The 13,511-nt window shown below is 63.7% G+C and carries 14 protein-coding genes; 9 read left to right on the forward strand and 5 right to left on the reverse strand.

Annotated elements, in window-relative coordinates; all coding sequences use genetic code 11:
- Window positions 1-134: 134 nt before the first annotated feature.
- The 4 genes from KCG88_RS29365 (at window position 135) to KCG88_RS29380 (ending at window position 4,447) form a co-directional block, all read left to right on the forward strand.
- Window positions 135-2,057, forward strand: a complete 1,923-nt coding sequence (locus tag KCG88_RS29365) for a sigma-54-dependent Fis family transcriptional regulator (protein WP_210713665.1) — start codon at window positions 135-137, stop codon at window positions 2,055-2,057.
- Between the two features lie 131 nt (window positions 2,058-2,188).
- Window positions 2,189-3,538 (forward strand): UDP-N-acetylmuramate:L-alanyl-gamma-D-glutamyl-meso-diaminopimelate ligase, encoded by a 1,350-nt coding sequence (gene mpl / locus KCG88_RS29370; protein WP_011063685.1) that lies wholly within the window; start codon window positions 2,189-2,191, stop codon window positions 3,536-3,538.
- The gene (gene ubiX, locus KCG88_RS29375) at window positions 3,535-4,167 is read left to right on the forward strand and encodes a flavin prenyltransferase UbiX (RefSeq protein WP_011063684.1); all 633 of its coding nucleotides are present in this window, start codon (window positions 3,535-3,537) and stop codon (window positions 4,165-4,167) included. The genes mpl and ubiX overlap by 4 nt, the downstream gene beginning before the upstream one ends.
- Entirely contained in the window at window positions 4,160-4,447 is a 288-nt protein-coding gene (locus KCG88_RS29380; RefSeq protein ID WP_210713666.1) for a YceK/YidQ family lipoprotein, read from the forward strand. The genes ubiX and KCG88_RS29380 overlap by 8 nt, the downstream gene beginning before the upstream one ends.
- A 61-nt stretch (window positions 4,448-4,508) precedes the next feature.
- On the opposite strand, the gene KCG88_RS29385 is transcribed toward KCG88_RS29380, so the two are convergent.
- The 3 genes from KCG88_RS29385 to KCG88_RS29395 all read right to left on the reverse strand — a co-directional run bounded on the left by KCG88_RS29385 (window position 4,509) and on the right by KCG88_RS29395 (window position 7,456).
- Entirely contained in the window at window positions 4,509-5,150 is a 642-nt protein-coding gene (locus tag KCG88_RS29385; protein ID WP_047289482.1) for an oxidoreductase, read from the reverse strand.
- A 28-nt stretch (window positions 5,151-5,178) separates the two neighbouring features.
- A complete protein-coding gene (locus KCG88_RS29390; protein ID WP_047289473.1) occupies window positions 5,179-6,897 on the reverse strand; it encodes a C13 family peptidase in 1,719 nt (572 codons plus the stop codon).
- A 103-nt stretch (window positions 6,898-7,000) separates the two neighbouring features.
- The gene (locus KCG88_RS29395; protein WP_011063680.1) at window positions 7,001-7,456 is read right to left on the reverse strand and encodes a MaoC family dehydratase; all 456 of its coding nucleotides are present in this window, start codon (window positions 7,454-7,456) and stop codon (window positions 7,001-7,003) included.
- Between the two features lie 178 nt (window positions 7,457-7,634).
- On the opposite strand from KCG88_RS29395, the gene KCG88_RS29400 reads away from it, so the two are divergent.
- The 3 genes from KCG88_RS29400 to KCG88_RS29410 are packed head-to-tail and all read left to right on the forward strand — an operon-like array spanning window position 7,635 to window position 9,311.
- Window positions 7,635-7,997 (forward strand): CidA/LrgA family protein, encoded by a 363-nt coding sequence (locus tag KCG88_RS29400; RefSeq protein ID WP_011063679.1) that lies wholly within the window; start codon window positions 7,635-7,637, stop codon window positions 7,995-7,997.
- Window positions 7,994-8,710, forward strand: coding sequence for an LrgB family protein (locus KCG88_RS29405; protein WP_047289472.1), 717 nt, complete (start codon window positions 7,994-7,996; stop codon window positions 8,708-8,710). The genes KCG88_RS29400 and KCG88_RS29405 overlap by 4 nt, the downstream gene beginning before the upstream one ends.
- 10 nt (window positions 8,711-8,720) lie before the next feature.
- Entirely contained in the window at window positions 8,721-9,311 is a 591-nt protein-coding gene (locus KCG88_RS29410) for an LON peptidase substrate-binding domain-containing protein (protein WP_047289471.1), read from the forward strand.
- Window positions 9,312-9,353: 42 nt separating this feature from the next.
- Here the strand turns inward: KCG88_RS29410 and KCG88_RS29415 are convergent, their stop codons facing one another.
- Both KCG88_RS29415 and KCG88_RS29420 read right to left on the reverse strand, forming a co-directional pair.
- The gene (locus tag KCG88_RS29415; protein WP_210713667.1) at window positions 9,354-10,670 is read right to left on the reverse strand and encodes a bifunctional DedA family/phosphatase PAP2 family protein; all 1,317 of its coding nucleotides are present in this window, start codon (window positions 10,668-10,670) and stop codon (window positions 9,354-9,356) included.
- 45 nt (window positions 10,671-10,715) lie between these two features.
- Window positions 10,716-11,402, reverse strand: coding sequence for a DNA-3-methyladenine glycosylase (locus tag KCG88_RS29420; RefSeq protein WP_047289467.1), 687 nt, complete (start codon window positions 11,400-11,402; stop codon window positions 10,716-10,718).
- A 176-nt stretch (window positions 11,403-11,578) separates the two neighbouring features.
- Here KCG88_RS29420 and KCG88_RS29425 point away from each other — a divergent pair, with 176 nt between their 5' ends.
- A complete protein-coding gene (locus KCG88_RS29425; RefSeq protein ID WP_210713668.1) occupies window positions 11,579-12,844 on the forward strand; it encodes a glutamate-5-semialdehyde dehydrogenase in 1,266 nt (421 codons plus the stop codon).
- Window positions 12,844-13,488 carry a nicotinate-nucleotide adenylyltransferase gene (nadD, locus tag KCG88_RS29430; RefSeq protein WP_011063673.1) on the forward strand — a complete coding sequence of 215 codons (645 nt, stop codon included), beginning with the start codon at window positions 12,844-12,846 and terminating at the stop codon, window positions 13,486-13,488. The genes KCG88_RS29425 and nadD overlap by 1 nt, the downstream gene beginning before the upstream one ends.
- Window positions 13,489-13,511: the final 23 nt, after the last annotated feature.

A 13,511-nucleotide genomic window follows, 5' to 3' on the forward strand; every position in this document is an offset into this window, starting at 1 on the left:
GGAGGATGCTGGTTCGCGTGTCGAATCTTGTCGGACAAGTCTGATGAGCATTCCTCCTTCGTAGTCGATTGCAGCCCGGCAGTGGCGACAGTATTTCGTCTGAGCGTGACAGCGCAGCAGGAGAATAATAAGAAATGCACACTAGCAATTACTTGAGCCGGCATGCCCAGCAGGTGCTCACCGTAGCCCAGGGCAAGGCTCATTTGCAGGGCCCGGGCAGTGACCCTTCCATTGCCCGCTCCTGGCTGCGTTGCCTCGAGGACTATCATCTCGACCCGGCCCAGGTCATGGCCCCTACGGTGCTTGAACATGGCCGCCTGTTGGAGAGCCGCGAGCGCCTGCAAGATGTCTTGCAGATTGCCGGCACCGAGATGGCCAACCTGCACCAACAACTGTCCGGCGCCGGGCATGCGGTGCTGCTCACCGATGCCCGGGGCGTGATCCTCAACTGCATTACCGCCCCCAGCGAACGCAAGATCTTCGAGCATGCCGGGCTGTGGCTGGGCGCCGATTGGAGCGAGGCCCGGGAGGGCACCAACGGCATCGGCACCTGCCTGGTGGAGCGTCAGCCGCTGACCATTCACCAGGGCGAGCATTTCCGCGGCCGGCACACGGGCCTCACCTGCTCTGCGAGCCCGGTGTTCGACCCCCATGGCGAGTTGCTGGCGGTGCTGGATGTGTCGTCGGCGCGCCAGGACGTGTCCCGGCAGAGCCAGTTCCACACCATGGCCCTGGTCAATCTGTCGGCGAAGATGATCGAGAGCTGCTATTTCCTGCGTTATTTCGAGAACCAGTGGCTGCTGCGCTTTCATCTGCAGGCGGAGTCGGTGGGGCTGTTCAGCGAGGGCCTGCTGGCGTTCGATGGCGATGGCCGGATCTGTGCGGTGAACCAGAGCGCCCTGAACCTGCTGGGGCATATTCGCGGCGGGTTGCTGGGCAAGCCGGTGGAAAGCTTTTTCGACTGCTCCCTGGATGAACTGCTCGGCCGCGCCAGTATCAATGCCAGCGCCAGTTGGCCATTGCGCACCCGGGACGGGCGACGCCTGTTCGCCTTGTTGCGCGGCCAGCCACAGCCGGCCGCACAACCCGCGGTGCTGCGGGCACCGCAGGCCATTGCGCCGGCGCGGCCCTCGGGGATCTGCCTGGGGGATGACGGCCTGCAGAACGATTTTCGCCGCGCCTCGCGAGTGTTCGAACGCGATGTGCCGTTGCTGATCAATGGCGAGACCGGCTCCGGCAAGGAGGCCTTCGCCAAGGCGGTGCACCAGGGCAGCGCGCGGGCGGACAAGGCCTTTGTCGCGCTCAACTGCGCGGCTATCCCGGAAAGCCTGATCGAGAGCGAGCTGTTCGGTTATCGCGGCGGCAGCTTTACCGGGGCCCGCAAGGAGGGCATGCGCGGCAAGTTGCAGCAGGCCGACGGCGGTACCCTGTTCCTCGATGAAATCGGCGATATGCCCCTGGCCCTGCAGACCCGTTTACTGCGGGTACTGGAGGATCGGCTGGTGGTGCCGATCGGCGGCGAGCCGCAACCGGTCAACGTGCGCATCATCAGCGCGACCCACCGTGACCTGCTGGAGCGGGTGCGCGACGGTAGCTTCCGTGAGGACCTGTATTACCGGCTCAATGGCCTGGAGATCGCCTTGCCGGCCTTGCGCGATCGCAGCGACAAATCCCAATTGCTGGATTTTCTCCTGGCCGAAGAGGCGGGCGGCCAGCCGGTGGTGCTGGAGGATGCGGTGCGCCAGAGCCTGTTGAGTTATTCCTGGCCGGGTAACGTGCGGCAACTGCGCAACGTGCTGCGCACCCTGGCGGCCTTGTGTGAAAACGGCCGCATTGGCCTGGATGATCTGCCGCCGTTGATCCGCCACAGCCGCCCGGCGCCGCTGGACGAAGCAATAGCAGAGGTGCCGGAGCGGCCACTGGAGGATGCCGAGCGGGTGGCGTTGCTGGCGGCCCTGGAGCAGCAGCGCTGGCACATGACCCATACCGCCGAGCAGTTGGGCGTGAGCCGCAACACCCTCTATAGAAAGCTGCGCAAGCACGGCATCGCGCGCTAGTCCGGGCTGTCGGCCGCTGCTGGCCCGTCGGGCTTGCGCCGGCGCAGGCCAGCAGCAACCTCCCGGTCAGCTAATGGGTGCGATTTGCAGCCCTCTACGCTAACCTGCGCCGATGTTTTTCGAGGTCGACTATGCACATCCATATTCTCGGTATCTGCGGCACTTTCATGGGGTCGATGGCGGTTCTGGCCAAAGAGCTGGGCCATCACGTCACCGGTTCCGACGCTAACGTGTATCCACCGATGAGCACCCAGTTGCAGGCTCAGGGCATCGAGCTGACCCAGGGCTACGATCCTGCCCAGCTGGACCCGGCGCCGGACCTGGTGGTGATCGGCAATGCCATGTCCCGCGGCAACCCGGCGGTGGAGTATGTGCTGAACAAGGGCCTGCCCTATGTGTCCGGCCCGCAATGGCTGGCCGACCATGTGCTGCAGGGGCGTTGGGTACTGGCGGTGGCCGGGACCCACGGCAAGACCACCACCAGCAGCATGCTGGCCTGGGTCCTGGAGCATGCGGGCATGAGCCCGGGCTTCCTGATCGGCGGCGTGCCACAGAATTTCGCCGTCTCCGCGCGCTTGGGCGGTACGCCGTTCTTCGTGATCGAGGCTGATGAGTACGACAGCGCTTTTTTCGACAAGCGCTCGAAGTTCGTCCACTACCGCCCACGGACCGCGATCCTCAATAACCTGGAATTCGATCATGCGGACATTTTCCCTGATCTTCCGGCTATCGAGCGGCAGTTCCACCATCTGGTGCGGACCATTCCCAGCGAAGGCCTGGTGATCCATCCCACCACCGAGCCGGCCTTGCAGCGGGTGATCGAGATGGGCTGCTGGACCCCGGTGCAGACCACCGGCGCCGGTGGCCAGTGGCAGGTCAAGTTGCTCAGCGCCGACGGTTCGGCCTTCGAGGTGATGTTCGAAGGCGTGAGCCAGGGCGTGGTGGAGTGGGAGCTGACCGGCCAGCACAACGTCGCCAATGCCCTGGCCACCCTGGCTGCGGCACGCCATGTGGGCGTGGTGCCGTCGATGGGCATTGCCGGCCTGAGCGCGTTCAAGAGCGTGAAGCGGCGCATGGAGAAAGTCGCCGAAGTGCATGGCGTGACCATCTACGATGACTTCGCCCATCACCCGACGGCCATCGCCACTACGCTGGATGGCTTGCGCAAGCGGGTTGGCGATGCCCCGGTGATCGCCATCATCGAGCCGCGCTCCAATTCCATGAAGCTCGGCGCGCACCGCGATGGCCTGCCGGAAAGCGTCAACCAGGCCGATCAGGTGATCTGGTATGCCCCGGCCAACCTGGGCTGGGACCTGGCCGCCACGGCGGCCTTGTGCACGGTGCCGTCGATTGTCAGCGACTCTCTGGAAGGCATCATCGAGCGGGTGAAGAGCCAGGCTAAGCCGGGCACCCAGGTGGTGATCATGAGCAACGGCGGCTTTGGCGGCCTGCACGGCAAACTGGCCGAGGCGCTGCGATGAACAACGGCCCGGAACGCATCACCCTGGCCATGACCGGTGCCTCGGGCGCCCAGTACGGCCTGCGCCTGCTGGACTGCCTGGTGCGTGAGGACCGGGAGGTGCATTTTCTGATCTCCAAGGCTGCGCAGTTGGTCATGGCCACGGAAACCGATGTGACCCTGCCCCCCAAGCCGCAGACCATGCAGGCCTTCCTCACCGAATACACCGGTGCGTCGGCGGGGCAGATCCGCGTTTATGGCAAGGAGGACTGGATGTCGCCGGTGGCCTCGGGCTCCGGCTCGCCGGCGGCGATGGTAGTGGTGCCGTGCTCCACCGGTACCTTGTCGGCGATTGCCACCGGTGCCTGCAACAACCTGATCGAGCGCGCCGCGGACGTGACCCTCAAGGAGCGCCGGCAGTTGATTCTGGTGCCTCGCGAGGCGCCGTACTCCAGCATTCACCTGGAGCACATGCTCAAGTTGTCGAACATGGGCGTGACCATTCTGCCGGCCTCGCCGGGCTTCTATCACCAGCCGCAGACCATCGATGACCTGGTGGATTTTGTCGTGGCGCGGATTCTCAATCTGTTGAACATCCCGCAGGACATGTTGCCGCGCTGGGGCGAGCATCATCTGAGCAGCGATGAGTAAGTCGCTGCTGGTGCTGTTGGCCGCCCTGCAACTGGGCGGATGTGCCACGGCCCGGACCTTGAATGCCGCCCAGCCCGGGGCGCCGGTGGTGTATTCGGGGACGCGCCTGGACTTGTATGCGATGCAGGGTGGGTGCTGCGCCATGGACCGCTTTGGCGCCGAGGCACCGAGCTATCCTGGCGTGGATCTGCCCGCCAGTGCCCTGCTCGATACCCTGTTGCTGCCGCTGTCGGTGCTGATGGTATTGGGGGTGGGGTTTCAGGCAACGGGCGGGTTGTAGTGCTTCGCCGGCAAGCCGGCTCCTACAGGTGCGTGCAGGAGCGGCTTGCGGGGCGAGCGATTCATTTGCCCAGCTTGCGTAGTTCGTCGGACTCGACGATCCGCGTGCCGCTCTGCTCTTCAAGCGCCAGGCGCCACATGGCCCGGGCCAGTTGGCAGGCTTCGATCCCGCGGTACTTGCCCGGGATCAGCCGCGACAGTGGTCCGGCCAGCTGTTCGCCCAGGCGCGGTTCGATGCGATCCCCCAGCAGCAGTGATGGCCGGCAGATGGTCAGTTGTGGCCAGCCCTGCTGTTTCAGCGCTTCCTCCATTTCACCTTTGACCCGGTTGTAGAAGATCGACGACTTGGGGTCGGCGCCCAGGGCGCTGATCACGATCAGGTGCCGTGCGCCCAGCTCCCGTGCACGTTTGCCGAAGGCCACCACCATGTCCAGGTCCACCGCGCGAAAAGCGGCCTCGGAGCCGGCCTGCTTGAGGGTGGTGCCCAGGCAGCAGAAGGCGATTTCCACTTTGCCGCTGAGCTGCGGCAGGAATACGGCGGGGTCGCCGACCGGGTTTTCCAGGCGTGGGTGTTCGCTCAGTGGGCGTCTGCTGGGTGCGAGGACGCGGGTGATGGTGGGCTCGTTGAGCAGACGATCGAGCAGTTGTTCCCCGGTCAGGCCGGAGGCGCCGGCGAGCAGGATATGCTGAGGCGTCAAGTACATGGTCATTCCCCCTTGATACTGTTTCAGCTTAGTTGCTCTGCGCTTCCTTGCTGCTTATAGAGACACTCTGCAGGGCCTTTCGTGCCTGCTGTTTGCGCAATTGTTGCCAATGGGCAATGACGCCTCTGGGCGCCCAGATCTGCGGTTCCGACGCTTCGAAGTTGTCTGCTTGCTCACGCTCGGCAACGATGCCCCGGGCCAGCTTGAATGCATGCTCCAGGTCGTCGGTCTGGTTCAGCGCCTGGGCGAACAGGGCATCGCCAAAGTAGGTGAAGTCGGCCTCTTCCGAGCAGCCGAAGGACACTCGGTCTGCCTGGGAGGCGGTCATGATCAGGGTTCGCTCATCCTTGAGGGCCGGGATGAAGCCGCCGGAGTAGCAGGAAGAGATGACGATGATCTTGTCGCGGTTCTTCAGCGGGGCCAGGGCCGTGGCCAGTTCGTCGGCGGGCAGGTCTGCCAGCTCCAGGCGCGGCTGGTCCAGCACCAGTTCGTGGGCGCTGGTGCCGTGGCTGGTGAGGTAGATGAACACCAGGTCTTCCGGGCCGCTGCGTTCGGCCAGGGTCTGTGCGGCGCGGCGCAGGTTTTCCCGGGTGGCCATGGGCCGGTTCATCAGGTGGTCGCGGTGATTGACCAGGCGGATCTGGCCGTAGGCGCCGAAGCGACTGGCGAGCATGTTGCTGACATAGTCGGCCTCGCGCAGGAACACGCTCTGCTTGCCGTCGCCGGCCAGGGTCAGGCTGTAGAGTTCGATGGCCGGGGTGGAGGCGGGCACCGTATCGAGGGCTTCCTTGAGCAAGCGGCCCTGGACCAGCAGCGCAGTTTCCAGTGGGTCTGGCAGTAGCTTGCCATCGGCATCGCGAACCCGCAGGCCGTTGTTCCACACACCGCTTTGCACGCTGCCATCGCGCAGTACCAGTACGCCGTGGCCTTGGTAGTTGTCACTGTCGAAGCCGCCAACGTAGAAGCTGCCATCGCTGAGGTTGAGCCGCCCCTCGCCGCTGAAGCGCCAGTCGCTGAAGGTGCCGACATAGTGGCTGCCGTCGGCGCCGGTCAGTTCGCCCTTGCCACTCAGGGCGCCTTCCTTGAACTGGCCGATCCAGACGTCGCCGTCGGAGTTTTCGTAGCGCCCCTTGCCGTTGAGCTGGTTGTGCTTGAAGCCGCCGACGTAGATGTCGCCTTCGGCACTGTTGAAGGTGCCGTTGCCTTCCAGCTGGCCGTTGACGAAGTTGCCGGTGAACTGGTTGCCGCTGGCGTCGCTGCGCTGGCCTTCGCCATTGGGCTTGCCCTTGGCGAACTGGCCCTGGTACTGGCTGCCGTCGTCCAGTTCCAGGCGCCCGAGGCCCGAATACAGGTCGGCCTTGAATTCGCCGCGGTAGGTCATGCCGTCTTCTTTGAGGGTGCCTTCGCCATCCCGGCGGCCGAGCTTGAAGCCACCGCTGTAACTGCTGTCCTTGGTGGTCAGGGTGCCCTGACCATGGAACAGCCCTTGCTGGAACTGGCCGCGATAGACCTCGCCGTTGCTGCCGTGCCACTCCCCCTGGCCATGCCACTGGCCCTTGTCGAACTGGCCGGCGTACCAACTGCCGTTGGGGTAGTCGATGCGTCCTTGTCCCTGGAGCAGGCCATTGACCAGGTCGCCTCGATAGCGCCCGCCGTCTGGCAGGCGGGCATCGGGCGGCAACAGCGATTCGCCGTCGCCACAGGCACTGAGCAATAGGGTCAAAACCAGGGGTGCAAGTGGGCGCATAACGGGTTCCGGATAATTAGGGGACCGAGTATGCCGCAGCGGTGTGTCTTATATATAGAGAGGTTGAGCGAAACAGCGTGAGCTGTTTCGCATCGGAGGGGTTTCACACGAAGCAGAGCGACAGCGGTTCGGCGATATAGGCCGGTTTTTCCTGGCCGTCGATTTCCAGGGTGGCGGTCGCCTTGAGCAGCCACTGACCGGGTTTCTTTTCGGTGACGTCAGTCAGGTCGACCTTGAGCCGCACCTTGGAATTGACTGGCACCGGCTGGATGAAACGCACGCTGTCCAGGCCGTAGTTGACCACCATCTTCAGGCCCTGGGGCAGCACGAGGATGTCTTCCATCAGTTTGGGGATTAGCGACAGGGTCAGGAAACCGTGGGCAATGGTGCTGCCGAACGGGGTCTGTGCGGCCTTGACCGGATCCACGTGGATGAACTGGAAGTCACCGGTCGCCTCGGCGAAGAGGTTGATGCGCTCCTGGTCGATGGTGAGCCATGGGGAACGTCCGAGTTCCTTCCCGACATAATCTTTGAGCTCTGCAACAGGAACATGGGGCATTGAGACTCTCCTTGGATCAACGATTTATTAGTATTCGACGTTGTGTGGTGCGCTCTGAAACTTCCACTTTAGATCATCATGGCGATCCTTCCCGGTAAACATCCATGCTTTTGGCGAATGCCGGTTCATAGCGCCTGCGTGCTTATAATGCGCGACGGGATCTGGCTGGAGAGGCGGTATGTTGTTACGCGGTTTGACATGGCTGGTGCTGTTCCAATTGCTCGGGACGGCGCTCAATCACCTGCTGTTGCCCGTGCTTCCCGGGCCCATCATCGGCCTGTTGCTGCTGCTGGTTTTCCTGGTGGTGCGCGGTGAAGTGGGCGAGCCGCTGAATCTTGCAGCTGGCAGCCTGCTGCGTTACCTGCCGTTGCTGCTGGTACCGCCTGCGGTGGGGGTCATGGTCTATGCCCGGGACATCGCCGCGGACTTCTGGGCCATTACCGGTGCGCTGGTGTTGTCCCTGGTGATCTCCATGGCCTTTGTCGGCGTGCTGATGCAGCGCCTGGTCAAGCGCCAGGGCCGGCAGGAGGATAGTCAGTGATCTTCGATTGGCAGGGGGCCTGGGCGGCGGTGATCCATCACCCGCTGTTTGGCATCGGCATCACGCTGGGTGCCTATCAACTGGTGCTGGCGGCGTTCGAGAAGACCCGCTGGATGTTCCTGCAGCCGGTGCTGGTGTCCATGCTGCTGGTGATCGGCGTGCTGGTCGGCTGCGGCCTGAGCTATGCCGAGTACCGCAAGAGCACCGAAATCCTGAGCATTCTGCTGGGGCCGGCGACGGTAGCCCTGGCGGTGCCGCTGTACCTCAACCTGCGACGGATCCGCCAATTGTTCTGGCCGATATTGGCTACGCTGGTGGTGGGCGGCGTCGTGGCTACCAGCCTGGGCGTACTGCTGGGATGGTGGTTTGGTGCCGAGCACATGATCCTCATGACCATGGCGCCCAAGTCGGTGACCTCGCCCATTGCCATGCTGGTGGCCGAGCAGATTGGTGGTGTGGCGGCGCTGGCGGCGGTCTTTGTGCTGATTACCGGGGTGATCGGAGCGATATTTGGCCCGGGCCTGCTCAACCGTCTGGGGGTGCATGGCCCGGAAGCGCGGGGCATGGCCCTGGGCATGACCGCCCACGCAGTGGGCACCTCGGTGGCCTTGCAGGAAAGCGAGGAGTGCGGCGCCTTTGCGGCGCTGGCGATGAGTCTGATGGGTGTGGCCACGGCGGTGTTGCTGCCGTTGGCGGTATCGTTGCTGGTTTAAGGAAGGAAGTATGAACCTGGCGCTTTTTCCTCTGAATACCGTGCTGTTTCCCGACTGCATTCTCGATCTGCAGATTTTCGAGGCGCGTTATCTCGACATGATCGGGCGCTGCATGAAGCAGGGCAGCGGGTTTGGGGTGGTGTGCATCCTTGAAGGGGAGGAGGTCGGGACGGCCGCCCAGGGCTATGCGCAAATTGGCTGTGAAGCCTTGATCACCGACTTCCACCAGCAGGACAACGGGCTGCTGGGAATCAGGGTCAAGGGCGGTCGGCGTTTTCGCATTCTGCAAAGCGAAGTGCAGAAAGACCAACTGACGGTGGCCCGGGTGCAATGGCTGCAAGAGGCCCCCGAACAGCCGTTGCAGGATGAGGATGCGGACCTGATCGCGCTGCTCAGGGCCTTGGCCGAACATCCGATGGTCGAGGCCCTGGATATGGGGCTCGAGGCTACGGGGCAGCTGTCACTGGCCAATCAGTTGGCCTACCTGCTGCCTTTTTCCGATCAGGACAAGATCGACCTGCTGCAACTGGATGACCCACAGCAGCGTCTGGATGCCATCCAGCAGTTGCTGGACGAACTGCAAGGCGAACTCTTCGCCTGAGCCGCAGCCTGGAATGACGGCCGCAGCTTGCCTCTGGCGCTTTTAATAGGCGTACCGCAGCAGGGCGTGAGGCAAGTGCCGTGTCGCCATGTATCCGCACATCAATAGCATGACCGGCAGTAGCAGCCACCAGGCCCTGGCTGGCATCGGCTTGAGCGGGCCTTGCCATTGGCTCAGGGTCAGGCTGGCGGCGCAGACACAGGCCGCGAGCATGGCGCCGGCGAGAATGTCGGTGGGCCAATGGGCCCCCAGATAGACCCGCGACACTGCAATGGAGGCCGCCGGCAGGCAGCCTAGCAACAGCCAGGTCAGGCGCATGCGGGGTGGCTGGCCACGGCCGGCCAGAACTGCCAGGGTCAAGAACAGGGCGAAGGAGCCGGAAGAGTGGCCGCTGGGCATGCTGAAACTGGTGAGAGGTTCGCTCAGCACTTCAGGGCGTACCCGTGCGAAAAACCATTTGCCGCCGGTGTTGGCCAGGGCAGTACACAGCAGGGTCGCTCCGGCGAACGCGGCCTGGCGCCATTGGCGCAGGGCCAGGAGCAGCAGGGTCAGCACTGCGCTGAGGATGAACATGGCGCGGAACTCGCCGATCTGGGTGACCATGACCATGATCTTGTCCAGAGCCGGGTCCCGGTGCTCCTGTACCAGGGCGATCAGGCCCTGGTCGAACTGCGTCAGGTACGGATAGCCGATGAACAGCCCTGCCAGAATCAGCAGGCTCAGGCCGGACATCAACAGGGTTGCCCGGCGATGGCGCCGCAGGCTGCTGTTGACGCTCAGGCCGACAAGCACCACCAGGCTGCCAATGACGATGCCCGCCTGGGGCCAGAAGCCTTCGGGCAGGGGCAGGCGAATGGCCGCACCCGTGGCCCAGCCCGGCAGCAGATAGGCCAGTGACCAGCCCGCCGCCGCCAGCAGGCTGACGGCGAGGAAGCGTGGGAACGGCATGTCGAACATTCCGGCCACCATCGGCAGCATCGGTCGTAGCGGGCCGATGAAGCGGCCCACCAGCAGGCTGGCGATGCCATAGCGCTGGAAGTAGGTTTCCGCACCGCTGATCCATTCGGGGTGATGACGAAGGCCGGGCAGGCGGCGAATGCCTTGGTGGAAATGTCGCCCCAGCAGATAGGACATCGCGTCCCCCAGCAATCCGCCGGCAGCCCCCAGGAGCAGGGTTTCCCCCAGGGACAGGGCGCCATTCCCGGCAAGTACCGCAATCGCGAATAGCAGGACCGTGCCCGGCACGATCAGGCCCACGATCGCCAGGCATTCCATGCAGGCCACGATGAACACTGCAGCCGCCAGCCATTGGGGGTTGCTGGTTAGCCAGGCGGTCACGCTGTCGAGCCATGGGCCCATAAATTCAACTCCGTTGTTGTTTTTTGCAGAGGTGGGACGGTGGTGTCAGCCGAGCACCAGGTAGTCGCGCCCTTCGACCTGGCCGCGACGCATAGGGTTGCGCGTGCAGTAGGGGGCGTAGGCGGCATCGACAAAGCGGTACATCAGGTGTTCGTCACGCCCATGGGGGATGCCCAGGCGGGTGGTCTGGAGGATGTGTGGCACGGCGGCGCCCACATCTTCGACGAAGAGGATCTCGTGATCGAAGCGTTTCGCATCCCAGGCCGGAACCTTCAGGCCCAGGGCCTTGCACAGCAGGGTCTGGCCGGCGCAGAGCTTTTGCGCGGGGCGCGGCCGGCCACTGGCGTCCGGATTGTTCAGCAGCATCTGCGCCAGGCTGGCAGGGCCGGAGACTTCATCGACCCAGGGATAGGCGGACTTGATCAGTACGGCATTGCCAGGGCCCTGGGCACTGAAGTTCAGGGAGTCGCCGCCGCGGGCGTAGTACATATAGATGTGGCCGCCGTCCAGAAACAAAGCCTTACGCTTTTCTGTGTAGCCGAGGGAGGCGTGGCTGCCTTTTTCCTCGCAGTAATAGGCTTCGGTTTCGATAATGCGCGCGGACAGCCACAGATCGCCGACTTTATGGCGGATCACTTTGCCCAATAGTTCACGGGCCAAAAGCTCGGCATCACGGTCGAAAAAGCCGTCCGGCAGGGCTTTTGGCAGTTTTGCAGAGGTCAGAATGGACATGGTGGCGAAGGGTTATCGCGGAAAAGGTGATGCAATGGTAACAACTCCAGGCTTAATTCAGGCTGAACGCCGGGTATTTGCACTCCATTTCGACCATCCGCCCGTGACCGCTGTCCGTGGGCGGGCGCGACAGCTATAATCAGCCGCTTTCCTCTTTGCCAAGACCACACCAGACCATGACTGAGTCCGTTCTTGACTACATGACCCGCTTGGGTCGCGCTGCCCGCCAGGCCTCCCGGGTGATCGCCCGTGCCACCACCGCGCAAAAGAATCGTGCGCTGCTGGCGGCTGCCGATGCGTTGGACGCGGCGCGACCGGAGCTGACCGCAGCCAACGAGCAGGACCTGGCCAACGGCCGGGCCAATGGTCTGGAGCCAGCTCTGCTGGATCGCCTGGCGCTGACCCCGGCGCGTATCGACGAAATGATCGAAGGCCTGCGTCAGGTGGCCAAGCTGCCTGACCCCATCGGTGAAATCCGCGACATGCGCTACCTGCCGTCGGGCATTCAGGTGGGCAAGATGCGTGTACCCCTGGGGGTGATCGGCATCATCTACGAGTCGCGCCCGAACGTGACCATCGATGCGGCCAGCCTGTGCCTGAAGTCGGGCAACGCCACCATCCTGCGCGGCGGTTCCGAGGCGATCCATTCCAACCGCGCCATCGCCACCTGCATTCAGCAGGGCCTGGCGGCGGCCGACCTGCCGCCTCACGTGGTGCAGGTAGTGGAAACCACCGACCGCGCTGCGGTTGGACCGCTGATCACCATGCCCGAGTTCGTCGACGTGATCGTGCCCCGTGGCGGCAAGAGCCTGATCGAGCGGGTCAGCCGTGATGCCAAGGTGCCGGTGATCAAGCACCTGGACGGCGTCTGCCATGTGTATATCGATGTTGCGGCGGACCTGGACAAGGCCATTCGCATTGCCGACAACGCCAAGACCCAGCGTTATGCACCGTGCAACACCATGGAAACCCTGCTGGTTCACTCCGCCATTGCCGAGCGCGTATTGCCGCCATTGGCCGCAATCTACCGCGACAAGGGCGTCGAGCTGCGTGGTTGTGCGCAAACCCGCGCACTCCTCGGTGCCGGTGTGTTGGAAGCAACCGAAGAAGACTGGCGCACCGAGTACACCGCGCCGATCCTCTCGATCCGTGTGCTGGACAACCTGGAGCAGGCCATCGAGCACATCAATACCTATGGCTCGCACCACACCGATTCGATCGTCACCGAGAACTTCAGTGATGCCCGCCGCTTCCTTAACGAAGTGGATTCCAGTTCGGTCATGGTCAACGCCTCGACGCGCTTTGCCGACGGCTTCGAGTACGGCCTGGGCGCGGAGATCGGCATTTCCACCGACAAGCTGCACGCCCGTGGCCCGGTTGGGCTGGAAGGGCTGACCAGCGAGAAATACGTGGTCTTTGGCGACGGTCACGTGCGTACTTGATGGGCAAACGTATCGGTCTGCTGGGCGGCACCTTCGATCCAGTGCATATCGGCCACTTGCGTGGCGCGCTGGAGGTGGCGGAATCCATGCAACTCGATGAGCTGCGCCTGGTACCCAGTGCCAGGCCGCCCCATCGGGATACACCGCAGGTGTCGGCCCTCGATCGTCTGGCGATGGTCGAGTGTGCGGTGGCGGGCGTTTCACCCCTGGTGGTGGACGACCGGGAGCTGAAACGGGACAAACCGTCCTACACCATCGACACCCTGGAACAGATGCGGGCCGAGCTGGCCGCGGATGACCAGTTGTTTCTGTTACTGGGCTGGGACGCATTTTGCGGCCTGCCCACCTGGCATCGTTGGGAAGAGTTACTCCAGCATTGCCACATCCTGGTGCTGCAACGCCCGGATGCTGACAGCGAACCGCCGGATGCCTTGCGCAACCTGCTGGCAGCGCGTTCGGTGAGCGACCCCTTGGCCCTGCAAGGGCCGGGGGGGCACATTGCATTCGTCTGGCAGACGCCGCTTGCGGTGTCCGCCACCCAGATCCGTCAACTGCTGGCCAGCGGTAAGTCGGTACGTTTCCTGGTGCCTGACGCGGTCCTGGCCTATATCGATGCACACGGGCTTTACCGTGCGCCGAACTGAAGGAGCGCTGCCGGCCTGTGCTG

The organism is Pseudomonas sp. MWU349, assembly GCF_017947325.1.
In the GTDB taxonomy this organism is placed as follows: Bacteria; Pseudomonadota; Gammaproteobacteria; order Pseudomonadales; family Pseudomonadaceae; genus Aquipseudomonas; species Aquipseudomonas protegens.

Bases quoted from the DNA above. Each gene is read 5' to 3' on its own strand.
- KCG88_RS29365 (WP_210713665.1), top strand. From the start codon at position 135: ATGCACACTAGCAATTACTTGAGCCGGCATGCCCAGCAGGTGCTCACC.
- mpl (WP_011063685.1), top strand. From the start codon at position 2,189: ATGCACATCCATATTCTCGGTATCTGCGGCACTTTCATGGGGTCGATG.
- ubiX (WP_011063684.1), top strand. From the start codon at position 3,535: ATGAACAACGGCCCGGAACGCATCACCCTGGCCATGACCGGTGCCTCG.
- KCG88_RS29380 (WP_210713666.1), top strand. From the start codon at position 4,160: ATGAGTAAGTCGCTGCTGGTGCTGTTGGCCGCCCTGCAACTGGGCGGA.
- KCG88_RS29385 (WP_047289482.1), bottom strand. From the start codon at position 5,150: ATGTACTTGACGCCTCAGCATATCCTGCTCGCCGGCGCCTCCGGCCTG.
- KCG88_RS29390 (WP_047289473.1), bottom strand. From the start codon at position 6,897: ATGCGCCCACTTGCACCCCTGGTTTTGACCCTATTGCTCAGTGCCTGT.
- KCG88_RS29395 (WP_011063680.1), bottom strand. From the start codon at position 7,456: ATGCCCCATGTTCCTGTTGCAGAGCTCAAAGATTATGTCGGGAAGGAA.
- KCG88_RS29400 (WP_011063679.1), top strand. From the start codon at position 7,635: ATGTTGTTACGCGGTTTGACATGGCTGGTGCTGTTCCAATTGCTCGGG.
- KCG88_RS29410 (WP_047289471.1), top strand. From the start codon at position 8,721: ATGAACCTGGCGCTTTTTCCTCTGAATACCGTGCTGTTTCCCGACTGC.
- KCG88_RS29415 (WP_210713667.1), bottom strand. From the start codon at position 10,670: ATGGGCCCATGGCTCGACAGCGTGACCGCCTGGCTAACCAGCAACCCC.
- KCG88_RS29420 (WP_047289467.1), bottom strand. From the start codon at position 11,402: ATGTCCATTCTGACCTCTGCAAAACTGCCAAAAGCCCTGCCGGACGGC.
- KCG88_RS29425 (WP_210713668.1), top strand. From the start codon at position 11,579: ATGACTGAGTCCGTTCTTGACTACATGACCCGCTTGGGTCGCGCTGCC.
- nadD (WP_011063673.1), top strand. From the start codon at position 12,844: ATGGGCAAACGTATCGGTCTGCTGGGCGGCACCTTCGATCCAGTGCAT.